Genomic DNA, 19,885 nt, shown 5'->3' with positions numbered 1-19,885 from the left:
CACACATGCGCCCCGTAGAGACGGTTTAGAAGGTGTACGCAAGCCCGGCCGCGCCGATCCACTGGTTCGGGTTGCCGGCGGTGCGGACGATCGGGCTGTACGAATAGCTGTTGAGCAGCCGCGAATAGCTGCCGCCTGCGACCAATTTCACGCCGTGCAGCAGATCGCCGGTCAGCGAATAGGTGAAGAAGCCGCCGACCTGATAGTCTTTCCAGCCGGAACGGGCGTTGTACGTCGGCAGGCCGCTCAGCATGCTCTGCGTCGGCGAGATGCTGAAGTAGGTCTGGCCATAGCCGCGCTCGACATGTTCCGCGGATGCGACGAGGCCGACCGCGGCCTTGCGGCTGAGCGGGGTCAGATAGTTGATCGACGGCTGCCAGATGCCGCTGTCGTGCACGTTCGACACGTCGTGACGGTAGCTGACCGACACCGACAGCTTGTCATACGGGCTGGTGATGATGCCGGTCTTGCCGATGCCGACATAGCCGCCCAGTTCGATCGCGGTATCGATCTTGCCGAGCGCGCGGACGCGCGGATCGTCGATGTTCTTGCGCGAGGTGCGGTTGAAGTTGATCACGCCGATCGGGCCGGCCTGAAAATCGAGGGTCTGGCCGGGGCGGTTCGGGATCAGGTCGATCGAGGCGCGGTTGCCGATCAACGAGAAGGCGAAGCCCTTGAACTGGCCAATCACTGCCGGTGCGGGCGTGAAGCGGTAGTCGTTCGAACCTTCATAATCCGGCAGGTATGCGCCGGCCACGCCGACCGTAACATTGTCGCCACCCAGCTTCGCCGCAAGATCGGCATTGGCAGCCGCACCCTCCGTCTGCGCGAACGCCGGAGCGGCGGCAAGCAGCACGGCGACCGGAAGAGCGGCGGCAAAACCGCGGTGGAACAACTTCGACACTGGCAAATCCCCTGCATGCACTCAGTATATAATCGCCGCGTAACGCCGCGTTGCGGCAATTGGCTCCCATGTCGTTACGGGGTGATGACGATTTCGCAAAAGCGTGACAATCCGGCCACGGCAGCGGGTCGTTGCAGGGCCGAAGGTCTCGCTGTGCGTGTGTATCAATGGCCTTTATGGTTGCTGTTGCGCGAGCCAGAGACAGCGACGTGGCTCAGGTTGACTGGATGGCTGTTGCTCGCGTGCCGCACGGGGTACGGCAATGCAGCCGATGTTTGACGCGGCCCCCTGTTCTGCCGGACGCAGGCGCGGCAGCAAGGCAGGCGATCACGCAAGTCGGGCGGCGTTTCGCGTTTGACGCATCGCCGTACCTCCCGCACAACCGCAGTGATGGCACTCTCCCGCGAAACCGGCCCTCCGGTCGCCTTTGTCGGCGCTTCCAAGATTTACGCGGGCGGTGCGGTCGCGGTCGACGACGTGTCGATCGAGATCGCCGGCGGCAGTTTCGTAGCCTTGGTCGGTGCGTCGGGATCGGGCAAGTCGACGCTGCTGAAGATGGTCAACCGTCTGATCGAGCCGAGCCGGGGCGCGATCCATATCGCCGGCGCGGACGTGACCGGGGGCGCGGCGTTCGCGCTGCGGCGTCGGATCGGCTACGTGTTCCAGAACATCGGCCTGTTCCCGCATCTGAGCGTGGCGGAGAACATCGCAATCGGCTTGCGTTTGACGGGTGAGAAGGATCAGCAAGGCCGTATCGCCGAGTTGCTCGATCTGGTCGACCTGCCGCCGGATTTCGCGAAGCGGATGCCCGATGCGCTATCCGGTGGCCAGCGCCAGCGCGTGGGTGTTGCGCGCGCGCTCGCGCTCGAACCGGGGCTGATGCTGATGGACGAACCGTTCGGCGCGCTCGACCCCGTCACCCGCGACCAGTTGGGGGTGGCGATCCGCGCGCTGCACGACCGGCTCGGCCTCACCACCATCATGGTGACACACGATATGGCCGAGGCGCTGATCCTTGCCGACCGCGTGCTGGTGATGGCGGGCGGGCGGATCGTCGCGGACGAGGTGCCGGCAGCGTTGCTCGCCGGGAAAGGCGGCGCGGAGGCGGATGCGCTGGTCGCGGTGCCGCGCGAACAGGCACGCCGACTGCGTGAGATCGGCGGACACCTGTGAGCCGCCGCGTTATCGGATCGGCGGGGCGGGAATGAGCGGGTTTCTCGATGCGATGCAGCGCGTGCCGCCACTCCTCGCGCAACACCTGCTGCTGGCGTTTTCCGCGTTGCTGCTCGGCATCGTCATCAGCCTGCCGATGGCGATTGTGTCGGCCAGGCGGCCGCACGTGGCGCGCGTGACGCTCGGGTTCGCCAGCCTGATCCAGACGATCCCGACGCTCGCGTTGCTGGCGTTGTTCTACCCCCTCCTGCTGTCGCTTTCCACGCTGGTAGGCGGCGGGATACCAGCGCTTGGCTTCGTGCCGTCGCTGCTTGCGCTCACGCTGTACGCGCTGCTGCCGATCCTGCGAAACGCCGTCACCGGGCTGACCGGGCTCGACCCTGCGATCATCGAGGCGGCGGACGGCGTGGGGATGACCGCGTGGCAGAAGCTGCGGCTGGTCGAGGCGCCGCTGGTCGCGCCGGTGGTGATGGCGGGTATCCGCACCGCCGCGGTCTGGACGATCGGCGCGGCGACCCTGTCCACCACGGTCGGCCAGCCGAGCCTTGGCGACATGATCTTCGCCGGCCTCCAGACGCAGAACTGGGCGCTGGTGCTGGCCGGATGCTTCAGCGCGGCGGCGCTCGCACTGGCGGTGGACGCTCTGCTCGGACTGGTCGAACACGGCATCGCGGCACGCCGGCGCGGGCGCGTGTGGGGTGCGGTCGCGGTGCTGGCGGTGGGGGTGGCGCTCGCGTTCGCGCCGATGTGGATGCAGGGCGGCGACAAGCGCGTGGTGATCGGCGCCAAGAGCTTTTCCGAGCAATATATCCTGTCGCGCGTGATCGGGCACCGGCTGGAGGCGGCAGGCTACCAAGTCGAATATCGCGAAGGCCTTGGATCGGGCGTGGCGCTGAACGCGCTGTCGAGCGGCACGATCGACGTCTATGTCGACTATACCGGCACGATCTGGGCCGACACGATGAAGCGCGGTGACGTGCCGCCGCGCGATGCGATCCTGGCCGGCGTGCGCGACTGGGCGAAGAAGACGCGTGGCGTGACCGTGCTGGGCAAACTCGGCTTCGAGAATGCCTATGCCTTTGCGATGCGGGGCGACGATGCGGCGCGGCGCGGCGTGAAGACGATCGCCGATCTGGTTCCCATCGCGCACGGGCTGCGGCTGGCAACCGATATCGAATTCCTCGACCGGCCCGAGTGGGCGGCGGTGAAGCGCGCCTACGGGCTGGAGTTCGGCTCGGCGCATCCGTATCAGCCGACCTTCATGTACCGCGCGCTCGAAAGTGGTGCCGCCGACGTGATCCCGGCCTTTTCCTCCGACGGACGGATCGCGGCGGACAGGCTGACGGTGCTGGCCGACCCGAAGGGAGCGATCCCCGGCTATGACGCGATCCTGCTGCTATCGCCGGCCCATGCGCATGATGCCCGGTTCCAGGCGGCGCTGCGGCCGCTCATCGGGCGCGTGCCGGTCGCGGCGATGCGGCAGGCGAACTATCTGGTCGATCGCGATGCCGACAAGCAGTCGCCGGAGGCGGCAGCGCGGTGGCTTGAGAAGCGGGTGGGCTTGTAGGCGGGAATGTCTTGAGTTGGTGGCTAGTTGCCGTTCAGCGCAGACCGACTACCGCGAATTGAGCGATGAAGACCGCGTGCGCAAAGTGTAAGAGTTGCCGCGATTAGCCAAACGAAAGTTCCGTTAGCCAGCATTTCGGTAAGGCGGGGGGAGACAGGTGCAGTGATCATCACCCCGAAACTATGTACTCCAAAAACACCCATCGCACCCCAAACGATAGCTCGTATCTTTTCGACTGCTACCCTGCCGGTAATCAGGAGCGACAAGGCGAGAGCAGACATGCTCGACGCAACCACAAACGTTATGTCGCTCATTTTGCCTAATCCGTTTCTATTTTCGGAGAAGCATGTCAGAAATCCCTGATGTCCGCAATTGGGCGGGAGCGGTTCTTCCTCTTGGCTATCTGGATGTTTGAGAGGCTGACGTTGCGCCAAAGGCGCGGCGCTGTCAGCATTACGGTCATGCGAATTGACCCCACCGAATACGCGCGCCTGCGGTCCTGGTTTAGCCACATGGTCCCCAAAGTCTTTCCCTCGGACCTGCTTACCCCGGATACTCACCCGGTTGCGGTACTCGATAGAATGGCAGTGAAGACCCCTGCTAAGGCGCGCAGCGGCCTAGGTATGGCGATCAGCGATGTTGTGGAGTTTACGAGTGACTGGCCCGCTACCAAAGTAGCCGCGTGCGACAACGAGTTTTCGCAATTTGGCCTACCAACACTGTCGGAGGTGCGCGCAAGGTTTTCGAAGCTGGTGCAGCGAGTAGTTCGCCGGGGTCACATCAAAAGTGACGATGAATTTTACGCTCTTCGCAACGCGGTCGAGCAGCAGGGCGCCGACGCGGTAAGCCTTTGGCCACTACTAGACGCATATGAAGCCCAATCGTAAACGAGCGACCGCCTTTGGGCGCAATCGGTCCTACGATGCTTTAAATACCGGCGTCATTTGCGCACTGCCGTGAGGAAGTAATCGAGGCTAAGGTCGTCGCTCAGCACGAAGCCCTTGGCCGGCGAGAAGCCAAGGCCACGCCGGTCGATCACGCGCATCCCTGCGGCGGTCAGCAGTGCTTCCAGTTCGTCGGGGGTCAGGAACTTGTCCCAGTCGTGCGTGCCTTTCGGGATTCGCCCCGAGCCTTCGCCGACGGTGATCATCGCCAGCCGCGAGACGGGCGTGCGGTTGGGCGTGGACACCACCAGCAGCCCGCCCTCGGCCAGTGCACCGACAAGGCCACGTACGAAACCGGCGGGATCGGTGACGTGCTCGATCACCTCCATGCTGGTGACGAGATCGAACGTCTCACCGCTAAGCCCCTCGACGCTGCCGGCGCGATAGTCGATGGCAAGGCCGGAGGCGGCGGCGTGGGTGGCGGCGGCGGCGATGTTCTCCGGCGCGGCGTCGACCCCGGTCACGCTCGCGCCCAGCCGGGCGAGCGGTTCGCACAGCAGACCCGCGCCGCAGCCGACATCGAGCGCATGTTTGCCGGCGAGCGGGGTGAAGCTGGTCTGGTCGCCGCCGAAATGCGCGTCGATCTGTTCGCGCAGGTAGCGCAGCCGCGGTGGATTGAGCCGGTGCAGCATCGCGGAACTGCCCTTCGGGTCCCACCATTCGGCGGCGAGCGTGCCGAAGTGGGCGGCTTCCTTCGGGTCGATCGTCGTGGCTGTCATAAACTCACCTGCGTGGGAAGGTTGCGCGTGTGCCCGTCGTTCGCTCGGGCCAGAGCAAGCGGCTTAGCTGGGCTTTGCTGGCCCGAACCTTAGCTTGGCTTGCCATCATCTCACCCGGTTCCTATCAGGACGCCCCTTCCAACCCAAGGATTTTGCGACACCCCAATGGCCCGCATCGTGATGAAATTCGGCGGCACCTCGATGGCCGGCATGGAACGCATCCGGAGTGTGGCGGCGCGGGTGAAACGCGAGGTCGAAGCCGGCAATCAGGTCGCGGTGGTCGTCTCGGCGATGGCGGGCGAGACCGACCGGCTGGTCGGCTTCTGCCGCGAGGCGTCGTCGCTGTACGACCCGAAGGAATATGACGTGGTTGTCTCGGCAGGCGAGCAGGTGACGAGCGGCTTGCTCGCCATCGCGCTACAGGCGGCGGGCGTACCGGCACGCAGCTGGCTCGGCTGGCAGCTCCCCATCCACACGTCGGACGCGCACGCCTCGGCACGGATCGGGACGATTGATACGGTGGCGCTCGACGCAAGTCTGGCGCGTGGCGAGGTTGCGGTGATCCCCGGCTTCCAGGGCGTGACCGACGACCATCGCATCACCACGCTGGGTCGCGGCGGATCGGACACTTCGGCGGTGGCGGTGGCGGCGGCGATGAAGGCGGATCGCTGCGACATCTACACCGACGTCGATGGCGTCTATACGACCGACCCGCGCATCGTGCCGCGCGCGCGCAAATTGAAGCGCGTGACCTATGAGGAAATGCTCGAACTCGCCAGCGTCGGCGCCAAGGTGTTGCAGACGCGGTCGGTGGGTCTGGCGATGAAGGAACAGGTCCGCGTACAGGTGCTGTCCTCGTTCACGGGGCCGGACGCACCGATGGCCGATACACTGCCCGGCACGATGATTGTCGGGGAAGAGGAGATAGACGACGTGGAACGCCAGCTCATCACCGGCATCGCGCATGACAAGAACGAAGCCAAGATCACGCTGACTGCGGTGCCCGACACCCCTGGCGCGGTCGCGGCGATCTTCGAGCCTTTGGCGGGGTCGAACATCAACGTAGACATGATCATTCAGAACATCGCGCATAACGCCGGGTCGACCGACGTGACGTTCACGGTGCCGCAGGCCGATCTCGCGCGTTCGATAGAGGCGCTCAATCAGGCGCGCGCGAAGATCGGCTTCGCCGAACTGGTGCACGATACGCGTGTTGCGAAGATCTCGGTGGTGGGCGTCGGCATGCGCAGCCACGCGGGCGTGGCGTCGACAATGTTCACGACGCTTGGCGCGCGCGCGATAAACATCCAGGCGATCTCCACCTCGGAGATCAAGGTCAGCGTGCTGATCCACGAGGACGAAACCGAGCTGGCGGTACGCGTGCTGCATACCGCCTACGGGCTGGATGCGGAGGATGTCGCCGCCTGATCCGGGCGGTCACTTCCCTCCCCGGTAAAGGCCGGGGAAGGGCTGGGGGACGTTACGGCAGCGTCGCCAGCCACGTCACCACCGCGCTTTCCAGCCAGATGCGCGCGTCGGAATAGCTGTGGTCGGTGGGGTGGTGCTGCGTCGCGACGCGGGCGTTGCCGGCGGCGCGGACCTTCGCCACCAGCGCCTCGTCGGTCGGCGCGAGACCGTCGTCTGAGGTGATTACCAGCAGCGGCGTCTTGGCGAGGCCGGGCGCGGTGGTGTTCAACCGGAACGTCGCGGCGTTGCTCGCGATTTCGTCGGCAAGCGCTTCATTGCTGGCCTGCAACGTCTCGTGATTGTCGGCGAGGAAGGCGATACGCTGGTCGCGCGGCAGGGTCGCCGAGCTCGCCATGTCCGCCGCCGAGATCAGGATCGCTCCCTTGAGGTCGCGGCGGTGCGCGGCGACCTGCGCGGTCGTCCAGCCGCCAAGGCTGTGCCCGCCGAGCACCAGCCGGGTGGTGTCGATGCCGTATTTCGCCGCCACCGCCGGCTGTTTCAGGAAATCGAGCACCGCATCGGTATCCTCGATGCAATGCGAGAAGCTATAGATGCCGGGGCTGCCCCATGACCCGCGATAGTTGAAGGTGACGACGTTCCAGCCGGCGCGGCGCACCGCCTGCGCGAGATCGAGGTTCTTTTCGTTACCGGGCAGGCCGTGCAGCAGGACGAGCGTGGGGTGCATGCCCTTGCCGGCGGCGAGATAGCCGACCGCATTGATGCTCACGCCATGCGAGGGGACGTGCAGCACCTCCATGCGGGCGGGCGCGGCGGCATCGCGCGGCGGATCGGTGAAGATTGCGGGCGGCGGCGTCTGCGCGAACGCCATTGCAGGCAGACACAGCAGGGTGGCGCAGAGCAGCTTGGCGATCATCGATGTTCCCCCGAAAAGCGCGGCGATCATGACCGAACCGGCGGCAGGCCCCAAGCGGTTATTCGCCGATCAGATGCACCGCGATGCGGCGGCGGTGGGCGGCGCGGCGGTGTTCGAACAGGTAGATGCCCTGCCAGGTACCGAGCATCATGCGGCCACCCGCCACCGGGATCGACAGACTCATCGCGGTGAGCGCGGCGCGTAGGTGGGCGGGCATGTCGTCCGGCCCCTCGTCGTCGTGTTCGTAACTACGGCTTTCCGGCGCAATCTTGGCGAAATAGCGTTCGAGGTCGCGCGCGGCGGCGGGCGCGGCGTTCTCCTGTACCAGCAGCGAGGCGGAGGTGTGCCGCAGCAGCAGCGTGAGCAGCCCGGTGTCGATGCCGGTGCCCGCCACCCAGCGCGCCACCGCATCGGTGCAGCTATGCAGCCCCTGACCGGGCGTGGTGACAAGGATTTCGGCGACGGACTGGCGAAGCATTCCCTAAGATAAGCACGTGCGACGCAACGGCCATGCTTTCTTTTCGCGCACGAGACTTTATGGCCGCTGCATGACCAGCACGACCGGCGCGGCGCGCCTCACCCAGCTCATGGCGCGCGGCGTCGAATTCCTCGGCAGCGAGGTGGCGATCCTGTGCGGCGCGATGTCGTGGGTGTCGGAGCGCAATCTTGTCGCGGCGATGTCGAACGCAGGCGGCTTCGGGCTGATCGCGTGCGGGGCGATGACGCCTGCGCTGCTCGATGCCGAGATCGCCGCCACCAAGGCGCTGACGGACAAGCCGTTCGGCGTGAACCTTATCACCATGCACCCGCAACTGATGGAGTTGATCGCGGTGTGCACGCGCCATCAGGTGACGCATGTCGTGCTGGCGGGCGGGCTGCCGCCGGCGGGGAGCCTGGAGGCGATCAAGGCGGGCGGCGCCAAGCTGATCTGTTTCGCGCCGGCGCTCAGCCTCGCCAAGAAGCTGATCCGCAGCGGCGTCGATGCGCTGGTGGTGGAAGGCATGGAGGCGGGCGGGCATATCGGCCCGGTCTCGACCAGCGTGCTCGCGCAGGAGATCCTGCCCGAAGTCGCCGACAAGGTGCCGGTGTTCGTGGCGGGCGGGATCGGCCGGGGCGAGGCGATCGCCGCGTATCTCGAGATGGGCGCGGCGGGCGTCCAGCTCGGCACGCGCTTCGTCTGCGCGACCGAATCGATTGCGCACCCCAATTTCAAGAAGGCGTTCCTGCGCGCCTCCGCCCGCGATGCGGTGGCGAGCGTGCAGCTCGATCCGCGCCTGCCGGTGATCCCGGTGCGCGCGCTCAAGAACGCCGGCGGCGAACTGTTCAGCGCCAAGCAGCGCGAGGTGGCGCTGTCGCTCGACGACGGCAAGACGGCAATGGCCGAGGCGCAGTTGCAGATCGAGCATTACTGGGCGGGCGCTCTCCGCCGCGCAGTGATCGACGGCGATGTCGAGCATGGCAGCGTGATGGCGGGCCAGTCGGTCGGCATGGTCACCAAGGAAGAACCGATCGCCGACATCATCGCCGCGCTGGTCGGCGAAGCGGACGTCGCGCTGGCGAAGCGGGGATAGGGTCCCTTGCTGCCTTCCCCGGGCTGCGTCGGGGAAGGTGAAGTACGTGATGATATGCCGCTTCACCCAAAAACTCCGACACGACGGGGTTTGCGCGGGCGTCCCGCTTCGGTACAGCCAGTCACGATGCCAGCGCGCGACACCGATTTGCCGACCGAGGGTCGTATCGTGGGAGACGAGCACCAATTGCCGGTGCGCGTCTATTTCGAGGATACCGATCTGTCCGGCATGGTCTACCACGCCAACTATCTGAAGTTCATGGAACGCGGCCGCTCGGACATGCTGCGCGTGCTGGGGATCGACCAGCAGGCCGCGCATGTGAGTGGCGAGGGCAATTACGTCGTTACCGATCTGGCGATCCGCTACCGCGCTCCGGCGCGGCTGGGCGATGCGGTGGTGGTGACGACGCGGCTTGAGAAACTCGGCGCCGCACGGCTGGTCATTCAGCAACGAGTCAGGCGCGGCGCGGTTGTACTCGCGGAAGGCCATGTCACGGTCGCCTTCGCAGCGCCTTCAGGCCGCGCGCGACGGCAGCCGGCGGCGTGGATCGAGGCGTTCGGGCGTTTCCTGCCCGAACGCGCAGCGGCATTAGAAACGAACCAGGGGGAAAGACCCGCGTGAACCTGATCCTAAACACCGATGCGACCAGCCTGTCGCCGATCGCGCTGTTCCTTCAGGCCGACTGGATCGTGAAGATCGTAATGGCCGGGCTGCTGCTCGCCAGCGTCTGGACCTGGGCGATCATCATCGGTTTCCTCCTGCGGCTCGGCAAGATCCGCAAAGGCATCAAGCGGTTCGAGCGCGATTTCTGGAAGGCGGAGGATATCGACGCCTTCTACCGGACCGAAAGCGAGAGCAAGCTGCCGACCGCACGGGTGTTCGCGGCCGGCGTCAAGGAATGGCGCCGCTCGACCGTGGGCGGGACGATCGACCGGGGCGGCACGCGTGAGCGGCTGGCGACGGCGATGGGCGCGGCGGCGGCGGCTGAGGTCGACGAACTGTCGGACGGTCTGAACGTGCTGGCGACGGTCGGTTCGGTCGCGCCGTTCGTCGGGCTGTTCGGCACGGTGTGGGGCATCATGCACAGCTTTACCGAGATCGCTGCCAAGCAGAACTCGTCACTGGCGGCCGTAGGCCCCGGCATCGCCGAGGCACTGTTCGCCACCGCGATCGGCCTGTTCGCGGCGATCCCTGCCGTCATCGCGTACAACCGCTTCAGCCACGGCATCAACAAGATCGAGGCGCGGCTCAACCGCTTCGCCGACGGCTTCCACGCCACGCTCAGCCGCCAGCTCGAAGCCGACGGGAAGCGCTGACCGGTGGCGATGAACCTCCCCTCGCAGCGCGGGCGCGGACGGCGCGCGCCGATGGCGGACATCAACGTCACGCCGATGGTCGACGTGATGCTGGTGCTGCTCATCATCTTCATGGTGACCGCGCCGCTGATGACCGCGGGCGTGCCGGTCGATCTGCCCGATAGTCGGGCGAAGGCGCTCGAGCAGGAGCAGCAGCCGGTCGAGATATCGGTCGAGCGGGACGGGACGCTGCATGTCGACAAGGCGCTCGTCACCGACGATCTGCTGCCCGACGTGCTCGCCCAGGTCGCGCAGAAGACCGACGCCACCGGCAAGCCGCCGCAGATCTTCCTGCGCGCCGACCGCGCGCTCGATTACGGCAAGGTGATGCGTGTGATGGGCGAACTCAACCGCGCCGGGCTGAATCGCGTCGCGCTGCTGACCACGCCGCAGGACGAGCGGTGAACCAAATGGTCCGGGCGGGAGGCGTGCGCTGATGCAGCGCACCGAGAAGATTGGCCTCGGCATCGCCGTCGCCGGGCATATCCTGCTGTTCGCGTGTCTGTCGCTGGCGTTTCATCCGCCGGTCAACCCGGATCTGTACAAGCCCAAGCCGATCGACGTGTCGCTCGCCGAGGATGTCGCGATCGAGGCGCAGGCGCCCAAGTCGGTCGAGCCGCCCGCGCAGTCGAAATCGCCCGACGCCGGCCCGCCCGAGGATGCCGCGCCGCCGGAGCCGCAGCCCGAACCTGCGCCGCAGCCGGAAAAGGCACCCGCGCCGCCCAAGCCCGCGCCCGAGCCGGCGCCCGCCCCCAAACCGAAGCCGGTTGCGAAGGCGGAGCCTGCCCCCGCGCCGAAGCCCAAGCCAAAGCCGGAACCCAAGCCCGAACCCGCGCCCGTGCCGAAGCCGAAGCCCGTGCCGAAACCCGAGAAGCCCAAGCCGGAGAAGAAGCCGGTCGAGGCCAAGGAGGCCAAGGCCGAGCCGAAGAAGGCGACGACCAAGGCGAACAGCAAGGCCGAGGCGAAGCACAGCGAGGCCAAGCCAAGCACCGCCAAGAGCGAGGCGAAGCATAGCGAAGCCAAGCCGACCACCGCCAAGAGCGAAGCGAAGCACGCCGCCGCCGCGCCGACCAAGGCGCAGACCCCGCCGACCAAAGCCAAGGGCACCGGCGGCGATGCCAAATCCACGCTCAAGCGCCCACGCGGATCGCTGCTCGACGATGATTTCCGCAAAGGCCTGACCCAGAGCCCGTCGGCCGCCAAGCCATCCGCCGCCGCTCCCGGTGCGGTGATGAGCGCGCAGGCCGCCGCCGATATCGGTTCGGCGATCCAGCGGCAGGTGCAGCCGTGCGCGGCGCAGCAGCATGTCAGCGGACCCGGCGTGTCGCGGATCCTCGTCAAGGTGCGGCTGCAGATCAACCGGGACGGGTCGCTCGCCGGAACGCCGGTGATCGACAACGATCATGGCGGCGTCGACAACGAGAACGAACGCTATGTCGAAGCGGTCGATCGCGCGGCGATCGCCTCGTTCAAGGGCTGCACGCCGCTGCGCGGTCTGCCGCCCGAGCTTTACGACGTGCCACGCGGGTGGAAGAGTTTCACCTTGCGCTTTCATCTGCCCGGTTGAGGATAGGACCATGCTTCACAAGACCATCCTGACGTTGGCGGCCGGCCTGATCGGTGCCGGCGCGGTTGCGCAGTCCGAGCCCGCGCCGCAGCCGCCCGCGCCGCAATCCCAGGCGCCCGGCCCGGTAAACGGCCAGCCGGCGGGTCAGCCGTCGGGCGAACTGGTGGTGGACGTGACGGGCGGCCAGGCCGCGCCGCTCGGCATCGCCATCCCGGCGTTCCCGACTGCACAGGCGGTCGACACGCCGGCGGGGCGCACCGATGCGCTTGGCCAGCAACTCTCGCAGATCGTCACCAACGATCTCAAAAGCTCCGGCCTGTTCAAACCGTCTCCGGCGAGCGCGCTGAAAGGCGTGCCCTATCCCGAAGTCACCGCGCCGACGTTCGATTATTGGGGCGGGGCGGGTGCGTCCGCACTGGTGCAGGGGTTCGTGCGCGCGAACGGCGACGGCACGCTGACGGTCGGCTGCTATCTGTACGACGTGTTCGCGCGCACCGAACTGGCGCGGCAGGGCTTCGTGGTGTCGCCGGGGGAATGGCGTCGGGCCGGGCACAAGTGCGCCGACATGGTGTATTCCAAGCTGACCGGCGAAGGCCCATATTTCGACAGCCGCGTGGTGTACGTCGCGGAGAGCGGGCCGAAGGGCAAGCGGGTCAAGCGCCTCGCCATGATGGATCAGGACGGCGCCGGCCACAGCTTCCTTACCAACGGCCAGTCGATCGTGCTGACGCCGCGTTTCACGCCCGACCAACGCTCGATCGTGTACATGAGCTACATCAACGATAAGCCGGCGATCTACGTCTACAATATCGCCAGCCATAGCCAGCGGCAGCTCGTACCGGCGGGCAATCTGACGTTCGCGCCGCGCGTATCGCCCGATGGCAAGTGGGTGCTGTTCTCCAAGGCGGTGGCCGGCAGCACCAACATCTACCGCGTGCCACTGGCGGGCGGGCAGGCGCAGCGGCTGACCGATACGCCCGGCATCGACACCGGCGGCAGCTACTCGCCGGATGGCAGCCGCATCGTGTTCGAAAGCGACCGGTCGGGCTCGCAGCAGCTTTACGTGATGAATGCGGACGGATCGCAACAGCGGCGCATCAGCTTTGGCGGCGGGCGCTATGCGACGCCGGTGTGGAGCCCGCGCGGCAACCTGATCGCCTTCACACGCATGGCCGGCAATTTCCGCATCGGCGTGATGAGCCCGGCCGGTGGCGACGAGCGACTGCTCACCGACGACTGGCAGGACGAAGGCCCGACCTGGTCGCCCAACGGCCGCGTCCTGATGTTCTTCCGCTCCGGGCGTGGCGGTGGCGGCACCGCCGATCTGTGGTCGGTCGACCTGACCGGCGTGAACGAACGCAGGCTATCCACGCCGCTCGATGGATCCGATCCGGCTTGGGGACCGTTACGCCCCTGATTTGACATCGCCCCATCCTGTGCGGGGCTACCCCATGCGTTTGCGTGCACCATCCGAGAGCTGAATGATCGAAGGAGAAGCCACATGGCAAAACTGACCACGACCCTGCTCATCACCGCATCCCTCATCGCGGTGGCGGGTTGCGCCAAGAAGCCGCCCGCGCAGTTGCCGCCGCCGCCGAGCGCGACCGGCCCGGATGCATCGCAGGGTGGGGGGTACGGTAATGTCGTGCCCGGTTCGCGCGCCGATTTCGAACGCTCGGTGACGAGCAACACGATCCACTTCGATCTCGACAAGTACGACATCAACGGCGAGGCGCGCGCGACGCTCGACAGCCAGGCCGCATGGCTGATCAAATACCCGAACGTGCCGATCAGCCTGGAAGGGCATTGCGACGAGCGCGGCACCCGCGAGTACAACCTCGCGCTGGGCGATCGCCGCGCCAATTCGGCGAAGAACTATCTCGCCTCGCGCGGGGTGAACCCGTCGCGCATCTCGACGATCAGCTACGGCAAGGAACGTCCGATCGCGCTTGGTTCGGACGAGGCGAGCTGGGCGCAGAACCGCCGCGCGGTGACGATCGTCCTGAACTGATCGTCTTCCCCCTCAGCAATCCAGGAGGCGCGGGGGCTGATCCCCGCGCCTTTTTCATGGATGCTTGATCCCGCTTGTCGCGCCATCTCGTATGATATAAATGTGATATCACTTAACGGGAGGATGTAATGGCTGAGTCGGGGTTGCGGAATACCGCGTTAACGCTGTCGAGCGAACGCGCGGCGGGGACGTTCAGCGGCTATGTCATGCTGGTGGTGCTGTTGGCCGCGGTTGGTGCGGGGTTGTGGGGCGCCTCGCTGCTGAATGACGCGCCGCGGCTGGGTGGCGGCGTGCTGACGGTGGCGATCGTCGTGTTCCTGTTCGTGTCGTGCGGCTTCTACATGCTCCAGCCCAACCAGGCGATGGCGATTACGCTGTTCGGATCGTATCAGGGCACCGACCGTAACACGGGTTTACGCTGGCTGTTGCCGTGGCTTGGGCACAAGAAAGTGTCGGTGCGCGCCAACAACATGATCTCCGAACGGCTCAAGGTGAACGACCTGCGCGGCAACCCGATCGAGATCGCCGCGCAGGTGGTGTGGCGGGTGACCGACACCGCGCAGGCGCTGTTCGACATCGACGATTACAAGGCGTTCGTGGTGGTGCAGATCGAGGCGGCGGTGCGCACGATCGGCGCGCGCTACCCCTATGACGATTACGAGCATCAGGAGATCACGCTGCGCGGCAATCACGATCAGGTCGGCGCGGAATTGCGCGCCGAACTGCTAGCGCGGCTGAAGGTCGCAGGGATCACGGTAGACGAGTGCGGCTTCACCCATCTCGCTTATGCGCCCGAGATCGCCGGCGCGATGCTGCGGCGGCAGCAGGCACAGGCGGTGGTGGCGGCGCGGCAGACGCTGGTGGCGGGCGCAGTCGGCATGGTCGAGATGGCGCTGGCGCTGCTCAGCGAGAAGAACGTGGTGGAACTCGATGACGAGCGGCGCGCGGCGATGGTGTCCAACCTGATGGTCGTGCTGTGTGGCGAACGCGATACCCAGCCGGTCGTCAACACCGGTACGCTGTACCAATAGTGGCGAACGCGCCCCGGAAGGCTTTTCCGTTGCGTCTCGACCCCGCGCTTTACGCCGCGGTCGAGCGGGCGGCGGCGGCCGACCTCAGGAGCGTTAACGCCGAGTTCGAATGCCTGTTGCGCGAGGCGCTGACGCGGCGGGGGGTGAAGCTGGAGGCGCCGCAACCGGCCAGGCGCGGCCGGCCACCCAAGGCGGAGGATGACGATGCTTGATGATGTGAAGGCGCATTTCCGGGCGCGCGAAGGCTATTGGTTCGTGCCCAAGGCGTTCGGCTATGGCGCGACTCCGGTGACGTGGCAGGGCTGGCTGGTGACGATCGCGTTCTCCGTCGTCACGATCGCGGCGGTTCGCATGATGCCGACCCCGGCGGAGCGGATCGTGGTGACGGTCGCGTTGGTCGCGGCGTTCTGCGTGCTGGTGGCGCGGAAGACCGATGGTGGCCTGCGCTGGCGCTGGGGTTTTCGCGACCGGCGCTGAGGGTCAGCCGAGCGCCTTGTCGAGCAGCTTCGCCAGTCGCAGGCCGCCGCGTTCCACTTCGAGGCGGGCGATCGGCACGAGCTTCTTGATGTCGTCCTCGCTCAGCGTGACGCGCGGCGGCGTGGGGGCGCAGGCGTCGCCGTGCAGGGCGCTTGCATAGACCGAGTCGTGCGCGACTTGCCAGCTTTCGCGGCTCCAGTCGGTGACGGTGCCGGCGGCGACTTTCGCGCGCACGGCGGCAGGGTAGCGCCGCACCAGCGTGGGGCCGGTGGTGATCGCGCGCTCGGCGAGGTAACCGTCCCAGATCGAATGGAGGTTGAGACGCGGGCTGATGAGCGTGCCGTACGTGGCCTTCACGTCGTTGCCGCCCTTGTCGCCCTTTTCACCGGCGTGGAGCGGCTGGTGGAGATCGCCGGTGAAGTGGATCAGGAACACCAGCGCCTGCACCTTGTCCTTCGTCGAGGCATGGCGATCGCGCAGCGTCTTCACGTCGCGTTCGATCTGCGCGGAGACGCAATTGCCGTCCTTGCAGGCTTCGCTCAGGCTGAACGGCGCGCAGACGTTCACGTCCTGGAAGTGCCAGGTGTAGGCGTAGCCGAAGCGCGGTTTGCCGTCGGCACCTTTCAGCGGCTTGACGCAATCCGCCCAAGTGCTTGCGCCTTCGATGGTTGATGCCTTGCACTCGGGCGTGTCGAGCAGATCGGCATGGGCGAGCAGGCGGCGTACGCCCGCGCGCGCCTTCGGACTGGCGTTGGCGTAGCCGATCTTTGCGATCGTCTCGTGACCGAACTCCCAATAGGCACTGGCAGGGGCGGCGACGCTGACGAGCGCGGCGGCGGCGAGGAACGCGACAGGACGAATCATGGCTCGCGCCATACCCGCTGCGGTGTGCGGGTGAAAGCGCGCGGTCACTCGTCGGCGTAGATCGCGACTTCCACGGGGGTGCCGTCGCTGATGCGGCCACGGTACATCCCCTTGGTGGCGAGGCTCCAGATCGGCGCGCCACCGCGCGGCATGACGATGATGCCGCCGGTGCCGCCCATCGCGACGATTTCCGCGAGGACGCCACGCGTTGCCGTCGCCGCATCCTCGCCACCGAGGCGGATGCGCGCGGCGATCTCGTGACCGCAGGCGGTGCGGATGAAATACTCGCCGGAGCCGGTGGCGGAGACGGCGCAGGCGCGGTCGTCGGCATAGGTGCCCGCGCCGATCAGCGGGGAGTCGCCGATCCGGCCCCAGCGTTTGCCCGTCACGCCGCCGGTCGAGGTGGCGGCGGCGAGGTGGCCGTTAACGTCGCGCGCAACCGCGCCGACGGTGCCGAACTTCATCTCGACATCGAACGCGCCGCCCTTCGCCGCGCGCATGATGGCGAGTTGCTCGCGCCGTTCGGGGAGGATCAGCCAGTCTTGCGTCGCGGGCTCGATTCCGTGCTCCAGCGCGAACGCTTCCGCGCCGGCGCCACCAAGCAGGACATGCGGGCTGTGCTCCATTACCGTGCGCGCCAGGGTGACCGGGTGGCGGGTCGCGGTAACGCCGGCCACCGCCCCGGCCGCACGGGTCGTACCATGCATGATCGCGGCATCGAGCTCGGCAACGCCCTCGTAGCTGAGCGCCGCGCCGCGCCCGGCATTGAAGTGCGGATCGTCCTCCAGCACCTTGACCGCCGCCTCGACCGCGTCGAGTGCCGCGCCGCCGGCGGCCAGCACGGTTTCGCCCGCCCGCAACGCCTCGGTCAAGGCGGCGCGCGCACCGGTGTCGGTTGCGCGCGTGAGATGCTCACGCGTCATGCCGCCCGCGCCGCCATGAATCGCCAGTGCCCAGCTCATAGCATTGCCCCCTTGGCGCGCCGCTTCAGGCCGATCAACGGCCGCAGCCAGCCGACCTCGCGCCCGATCAGATAGAATGCCCAGCACCCAGCCACCGTGGCCGGGACCAACACCGCGAACTCGACCAGCGGGGCGGCGTGGAGCGGCAGCAGCCAGTATTCGACCAGCACGATGATGGTCTGGTGGACGATGTAGAACGGGAACACCGCCTCGGTCAGCGTACGGCGCCACGGCGTGTCAGTGTTCCAATAGCGGTCGGCGATGCCGATCAGCGCGATCACCGAACACCAGCCCTGCACCACCCGCGCGGTTGCGAAGGTGACACCCCACGGGTGCGCGGGCATGGTGTTGCCGGGCCAGCGCCACTCGATCGCGGCAACCACCGCGTAGGCGAGCAGCGCAACCACGCCCGCCGGTTTCCACCACCGCCCGATCGTCGCCATCGCAGCTTCCGAGCGGGCGAGCGCGAAGCCGAACAGGAAGCCGGGGAAGTAATGCAGGTGCGCGACGCTGTCGTGGAGCGGATCATGCGTCTCTCGCGCGCCGGGCAACAGCATGTCGACGGCGAGCAGCCACGCGATCGGCACGATGACGATCAGCACCGTGCCGAAGACCCAGTCGAACGCCCGCTGCGCCCGCAGCCAGCCGCCAAGCGCGATCATCACCGTCAGCGCGAGCGTGTAGCACCACAGATACCCGACGAACCACAGATGCTGCCACGTCGGCAACCCGATGCCGTGCAGGCGGTGGAAGCCGAAATAGTCGTGCAGCCAGAACCAGCCGAAACCGTGGGGGTAGTGGTATTTGACGGCCAGTTCGATCCACGGCTGCACCGGCACCACTGCCGCTACGCCGAATATCAGCGGGATCAGCAGCCGCGTGCTGCGGGTCGCCATGAAATGGCCGAGCTTCGTGCCTTTCGACAGCAATGCGCGGCTAGCGTAGCCCGAAATCACGAACAGCAGCATGAGCCGCCAGCTGTTCGCCGCCATCATCGGAATCGCCACCCAGGGGATCGGATGCGCGGTCTTGACGTGGAAATCCCACGGCACGAACACCATGCCGATATGGTAGAGGATCAGCAGCGCGAAGGCGCCGATCCGCAGCCAGTCCATGCCGTGATGCCGTTCCATCGCCGCTCTCTATGGCCGCGTGGGCGTGAGCGCCACCCCCGCAAATGTAACAGAAGTGTGCTTACGCGGGCAGGCTACGCCATGCTACGGCGCGGCAAGCGCGGTGGGGCGTGCGGCAAGACGGGGCACGGATGCGGTTTAGGCAGGCTATGGCGGTGTGCGGTGCAGGGCTGCTGGCGATGTTCGGCGCCGGCGAGGCGCGCCCGCAGTTCTTCGGCGCGTTCGGCAGTTCGACCGACAGCCAGCCGCCGGCCGTACCGTTCGATCTCGCGCGCACGCCGCCAGCGCCCGATTACGCGGAGCGTTCCGAATGGGTGTCGCTGCCCGACATGCACGATCCGGCCGACGATGGCCCGGCCGGCGTCCGTAAGGTCGATCAGCGCCGCGCCAGGGTAGCGGTGTTCTTCCTCTATCCGACCGTGTTCACCAGCGGCGAGCAGTGGAATGCCAACACGCACGATGCCGATCTCAACGCGCGCGTCGCCGGCACCACGATCCGTGATCAGGCGAGCGTGTTCAACGGCTGCTGCGCGATCTATGCGCCGCGCTATCGGCAGATGACGCTCGGCGGCTATGTGCGGTGGAGCGAGAGCAGCGTGCGCGCGACCGAGGTCGCCTATTCCGACGTGGTGCGCGCGTTCCGGCAATTCCTGGTGTGGAATCGGGGACGGCCTTTCATCCTCGCCGGGCACAGCCAGGGTTCGCGGCTCGGGCGGCTGCTGATCGAGCGCGAGATCGACGGGCGGCCGGTGGCGCGGCAGATGATCGCGGCATATCTTATCGGCGCCTGGATCGAGCGCGACTGGTTTCGTGCGCTTCGCACCACCCGGCCCTGCCAGCGCGCCGACGATACCGGCTGCGTGATCGCGTGGTCGAGCTATGCCGAAGGGCACAATGCCTCGCGCCAGCGCGTGTTCGTGGCCGAGCAGTCCGGCTTCCCGACAGACGCGCTCAGGCGACCGCACTACTGCATCAATCCGCTTGATTGGTCGACCGGAGACGCATGGGCGCCGGCGCGGCTCGACAAGGGCGGGTGGCTGCACGGGTCTGCGGCGCTGCCCCGCGCGGTCGAACCGGGGCTGGTCGCGGCGCGCTGCGATGACGGCGCATTGTACGTGACGCCGCCGAGCCGCGCGTTCGTCGACATGATGATCCCGATCGGCAATTATCATAAGGTCGATTACAACCTCGCCTACATGAACCTGCGCGAGAATGCGGAGCTGCGCGCGAGAACGTTCCTGCGGCGGGGCGTGCGCGCTTCCTGAA

Annotated in this window: 22 protein-coding genes; 15 read left to right on the top strand and 7 right to left on the bottom strand. The window is 66.9% G+C overall.

Features of this window, described 5'->3' with window-relative positions; translation table 11 throughout:
• Positions 1-25: 25 nt before the first annotated feature.
• The gene (locus OXR00_RS12900; protein WP_267388625.1) at positions 26-904 is read right to left on the bottom strand and encodes a MipA/OmpV family protein; all 879 of its coding nucleotides are present in this window, start codon (positions 902-904) and stop codon (positions 26-28) included.
• A gap of 390 nt (positions 905-1,294) precedes the next feature.
• Here OXR00_RS12900 and OXR00_RS12895 point away from each other — a divergent pair, with 390 nt between their 5' ends.
• From OXR00_RS12895 to OXR00_RS12885, 3 genes are all read left to right on the top strand, one after another.
• Positions 1,295-2,077: an ATP-binding cassette domain-containing protein gene (locus OXR00_RS12895; protein ID WP_267388624.1), complete on the top strand. Its 783-nt coding sequence runs from the start codon at positions 1,295-1,297 to the stop codon at positions 2,075-2,077.
• A 31-nt stretch (positions 2,078-2,108) separates the two neighbouring features.
• Positions 2,109-3,644: an ABC transporter permease/substrate-binding protein gene (locus OXR00_RS12890; RefSeq protein ID WP_267388623.1), complete on the top strand. Its 1,536-nt coding sequence runs from the start codon at positions 2,109-2,111 to the stop codon at positions 3,642-3,644.
• Positions 3,645-4,006: 362 nt separating this feature from the next.
• Positions 4,007-4,531 (top strand): hypothetical protein, encoded by a 525-nt coding sequence (locus OXR00_RS12885; protein WP_267388622.1) that lies wholly within the window; start codon positions 4,007-4,009, stop codon positions 4,529-4,531.
• Between the two features lie 53 nt (positions 4,532-4,584).
• On the opposite strand, the gene ubiG is transcribed toward OXR00_RS12885, so the two are convergent.
• Entirely contained in the window at positions 4,585-5,307 is a 723-nt protein-coding gene (gene ubiG / locus OXR00_RS12880) for a bifunctional 2-polyprenyl-6-hydroxyphenol methylase/3-demethylubiquinol 3-O-methyltransferase UbiG (RefSeq protein WP_267388621.1), read from the bottom strand.
• 165 nt (positions 5,308-5,472) lie between these two features.
• Here ubiG and OXR00_RS12875 point away from each other — a divergent pair, with 165 nt between their 5' ends.
• Entirely contained in the window at positions 5,473-6,735 is a 1,263-nt protein-coding gene (locus tag OXR00_RS12875) for an aspartate kinase (protein WP_267388620.1), read from the top strand.
• A gap of 52 nt (positions 6,736-6,787) precedes the next feature.
• Here the strand turns inward: OXR00_RS12875 and OXR00_RS12870 are convergent, their stop codons facing one another.
• On the bottom strand, positions 6,788-7,648 hold the full coding sequence (locus OXR00_RS12870; protein ID WP_267388619.1) for an alpha/beta fold hydrolase: 861 nt from the start codon (positions 7,646-7,648) through the stop codon (positions 6,788-6,790).
• Between the two features lie 58 nt (positions 7,649-7,706).
• Positions 7,707-8,126: a secondary thiamine-phosphate synthase enzyme YjbQ gene (locus OXR00_RS12865; RefSeq protein WP_267388618.1), complete on the bottom strand. Its 420-nt coding sequence runs from the start codon at positions 8,124-8,126 to the stop codon at positions 7,707-7,709.
• Between the two features lie 109 nt (positions 8,127-8,235).
• On the opposite strand from OXR00_RS12865, the gene OXR00_RS12860 reads away from it, so the two are divergent.
• From OXR00_RS12860 to OXR00_RS12815, 10 genes are all read left to right on the top strand, one after another.
• Entirely contained in the window at positions 8,236-9,219 is a 984-nt protein-coding gene (locus OXR00_RS12860; RefSeq protein ID WP_267388804.1) for a nitronate monooxygenase, read from the top strand.
• Positions 9,220-9,345: 126 nt separating this feature from the next.
• Positions 9,346-9,840 carry a YbgC/FadM family acyl-CoA thioesterase gene (locus tag OXR00_RS12855; RefSeq protein ID WP_267388617.1) on the top strand — a complete coding sequence of 165 codons (495 nt, stop codon included), beginning with the start codon at positions 9,346-9,348 and terminating at the stop codon, positions 9,838-9,840.
• The gene (gene tolQ, locus OXR00_RS12850) at positions 9,837-10,535 is read left to right on the top strand and encodes a protein TolQ (RefSeq protein ID WP_267388616.1); all 699 of its coding nucleotides are present in this window, start codon (positions 9,837-9,839) and stop codon (positions 10,533-10,535) included. Before OXR00_RS12855 ends, tolQ begins: the two co-directional genes overlap by 4 nt.
• 3 nt (positions 10,536-10,538) lie before the next feature.
• Positions 10,539-10,979: a protein TolR gene (gene tolR / locus OXR00_RS12845; protein ID WP_242149012.1), complete on the top strand. Its 441-nt coding sequence runs from the start codon at positions 10,539-10,541 to the stop codon at positions 10,977-10,979.
• Positions 10,980-11,010: 31 nt separating this feature from the next.
• Complete coding sequence (gene tolA / locus OXR00_RS12840; protein WP_267388613.1) at positions 11,011-12,141, top strand: cell envelope integrity protein TolA; 1,131 nt, start codon at positions 11,011-11,013, stop codon at positions 12,139-12,141.
• 10 nt (positions 12,142-12,151) lie between these two features.
• Positions 12,152-13,558: a Tol-Pal system beta propeller repeat protein TolB gene (tolB, locus tag OXR00_RS12835; protein WP_267388611.1), complete on the top strand. Its 1,407-nt coding sequence runs from the start codon at positions 12,152-12,154 to the stop codon at positions 13,556-13,558.
• Positions 13,559-13,642: 84 nt separating this feature from the next.
• Positions 13,643-14,152 carry a peptidoglycan-associated lipoprotein Pal gene (gene pal, locus OXR00_RS12830; RefSeq protein ID WP_267388610.1) on the top strand — a complete coding sequence of 170 codons (510 nt, stop codon included), beginning with the start codon at positions 13,643-13,645 and terminating at the stop codon, positions 14,150-14,152.
• A 128-nt stretch (positions 14,153-14,280) separates the two neighbouring features.
• Positions 14,281-15,183, top strand: coding sequence for an SPFH domain-containing protein (locus OXR00_RS12825; protein ID WP_267388609.1), 903 nt, complete (start codon positions 14,281-14,283; stop codon positions 15,181-15,183).
• Positions 15,183-15,395, top strand: a complete 213-nt coding sequence (locus tag OXR00_RS12820; RefSeq protein ID WP_242149021.1) for a toxin-antitoxin system HicB family antitoxin — start codon at positions 15,183-15,185, stop codon at positions 15,393-15,395. The genes OXR00_RS12825 and OXR00_RS12820 overlap by 1 nt, the downstream gene beginning before the upstream one ends.
• Positions 15,382-15,660 (top strand): hypothetical protein, encoded by a 279-nt coding sequence (locus OXR00_RS12815; protein ID WP_267388605.1) that lies wholly within the window; start codon positions 15,382-15,384, stop codon positions 15,658-15,660. The genes OXR00_RS12820 and OXR00_RS12815 overlap by 14 nt, the downstream gene beginning before the upstream one ends.
• 3 nt (positions 15,661-15,663) lie before the next feature.
• Here the strand turns inward: OXR00_RS12815 and OXR00_RS12810 are convergent, their stop codons facing one another.
• Genes OXR00_RS12810 through OXR00_RS12800 form a run of 3 tightly spaced genes read right to left on the bottom strand, consistent with a single transcriptional unit; the run spans position 15,664 to position 18,619 of the window.
• Complete coding sequence (locus OXR00_RS12810; RefSeq protein ID WP_267388603.1) at positions 15,664-16,524, bottom strand: S1/P1 nuclease; 861 nt, start codon at positions 16,522-16,524, stop codon at positions 15,664-15,666.
• A 44-nt stretch (positions 16,525-16,568) separates the two neighbouring features.
• A complete protein-coding gene (locus tag OXR00_RS12805) occupies positions 16,569-17,486 on the bottom strand; it encodes an isoaspartyl peptidase/L-asparaginase (RefSeq protein ID WP_267388601.1) in 918 nt (305 codons plus the stop codon).
• Complete coding sequence (locus tag OXR00_RS12800; RefSeq protein WP_267388600.1) at positions 17,483-18,619, bottom strand: acyltransferase; 1,137 nt, start codon at positions 18,617-18,619, stop codon at positions 17,483-17,485. The genes OXR00_RS12805 and OXR00_RS12800 overlap by 4 nt, the downstream gene beginning before the upstream one ends.
• Before the next feature lie 131 nt (positions 18,620-18,750).
• Between OXR00_RS12800 and OXR00_RS12795 the strand changes: the two genes are divergently transcribed.
• Positions 18,751-19,884, top strand: coding sequence for a DUF3089 domain-containing protein (locus tag OXR00_RS12795; RefSeq protein ID WP_267388599.1), 1,134 nt, complete (start codon positions 18,751-18,753; stop codon positions 19,882-19,884).
• Position 19,885 lies beyond the last annotated feature (1 nt).

The sequence above is a fragment of the Sphingomonas sp. GC_Shp_3 genome (genome assembly GCF_026540945.1).
Taxonomy (GTDB): domain Bacteria; phylum Pseudomonadota; class Alphaproteobacteria; order Sphingomonadales; family Sphingomonadaceae; genus Sphingomonas.
The sequence above is the reverse complement of the archived record's forward strand: the minus strand, read 5'-3'. Positions and strand labels throughout refer to the sequence as shown.

What these genes read in the sequence shown, in the direction of transcription:
- OXR00_RS12895 (WP_267388624.1), top strand. Translation starts at nt 1,295, where the DNA reads ATGGCACTCTCCCGCGAAACCGGCCCTCCGGTCGCCTTTGTCGGCGCT.
- OXR00_RS12890 (WP_267388623.1), top strand. Translation starts at nt 2,109, where the DNA reads ATGAGCGGGTTTCTCGATGCGATGCAGCGCGTGCCGCCACTCCTCGCG.
- OXR00_RS12885 (WP_267388622.1), top strand. Translation starts at nt 4,007, where the DNA reads ATGTCCGCAATTGGGCGGGAGCGGTTCTTCCTCTTGGCTATCTGGATG.
- ubiG (WP_267388621.1), bottom strand. Translation starts at nt 5,307, where the DNA reads ATGACAGCCACGACGATCGACCCGAAGGAAGCCGCCCACTTCGGCACG.
- OXR00_RS12875 (WP_267388620.1), top strand. Translation starts at nt 5,473, where the DNA reads ATGGCCCGCATCGTGATGAAATTCGGCGGCACCTCGATGGCCGGCATG.
- OXR00_RS12870 (WP_267388619.1), bottom strand. Translation starts at nt 7,648, where the DNA reads ATGATCGCCAAGCTGCTCTGCGCCACCCTGCTGTGTCTGCCTGCAATG.
- OXR00_RS12865 (WP_267388618.1), bottom strand. Translation starts at nt 8,126, where the DNA reads ATGCTTCGCCAGTCCGTCGCCGAAATCCTTGTCACCACGCCCGGTCAG.
- OXR00_RS12860 (WP_267388804.1), top strand. Translation starts at nt 8,236, where the DNA reads ATGGCGCGCGGCGTCGAATTCCTCGGCAGCGAGGTGGCGATCCTGTGC.
- OXR00_RS12855 (WP_267388617.1), top strand. Translation starts at nt 9,346, where the DNA reads ATGCCAGCGCGCGACACCGATTTGCCGACCGAGGGTCGTATCGTGGGA.
- tolA (WP_267388613.1), top strand. Translation starts at nt 11,011, where the DNA reads ATGCAGCGCACCGAGAAGATTGGCCTCGGCATCGCCGTCGCCGGGCAT.
- tolB (WP_267388611.1), top strand. Translation starts at nt 12,152, where the DNA reads ATGCTTCACAAGACCATCCTGACGTTGGCGGCCGGCCTGATCGGTGCC.
- pal (WP_267388610.1), top strand. Translation starts at nt 13,643, where the DNA reads ATGGCAAAACTGACCACGACCCTGCTCATCACCGCATCCCTCATCGCG.
- OXR00_RS12825 (WP_267388609.1), top strand. Translation starts at nt 14,281, where the DNA reads ATGGCTGAGTCGGGGTTGCGGAATACCGCGTTAACGCTGTCGAGCGAA.
- OXR00_RS12815 (WP_267388605.1), top strand. Translation starts at nt 15,382, where the DNA reads ATGACGATGCTTGATGATGTGAAGGCGCATTTCCGGGCGCGCGAAGGC.
- OXR00_RS12810 (WP_267388603.1), bottom strand. Translation starts at nt 16,524, where the DNA reads ATGATTCGTCCTGTCGCGTTCCTCGCCGCCGCCGCGCTCGTCAGCGTC.
- OXR00_RS12805 (WP_267388601.1), bottom strand. Translation starts at nt 17,486, where the DNA reads ATGAGCTGGGCACTGGCGATTCATGGCGGCGCGGGCGGCATGACGCGT.
- OXR00_RS12800 (WP_267388600.1), bottom strand. Translation starts at nt 18,619, where the DNA reads ATGGAACGGCATCACGGCATGGACTGGCTGCGGATCGGCGCCTTCGCG.
- OXR00_RS12795 (WP_267388599.1), top strand. Translation starts at nt 18,751, where the DNA reads ATGCGGTTTAGGCAGGCTATGGCGGTGTGCGGTGCAGGGCTGCTGGCG.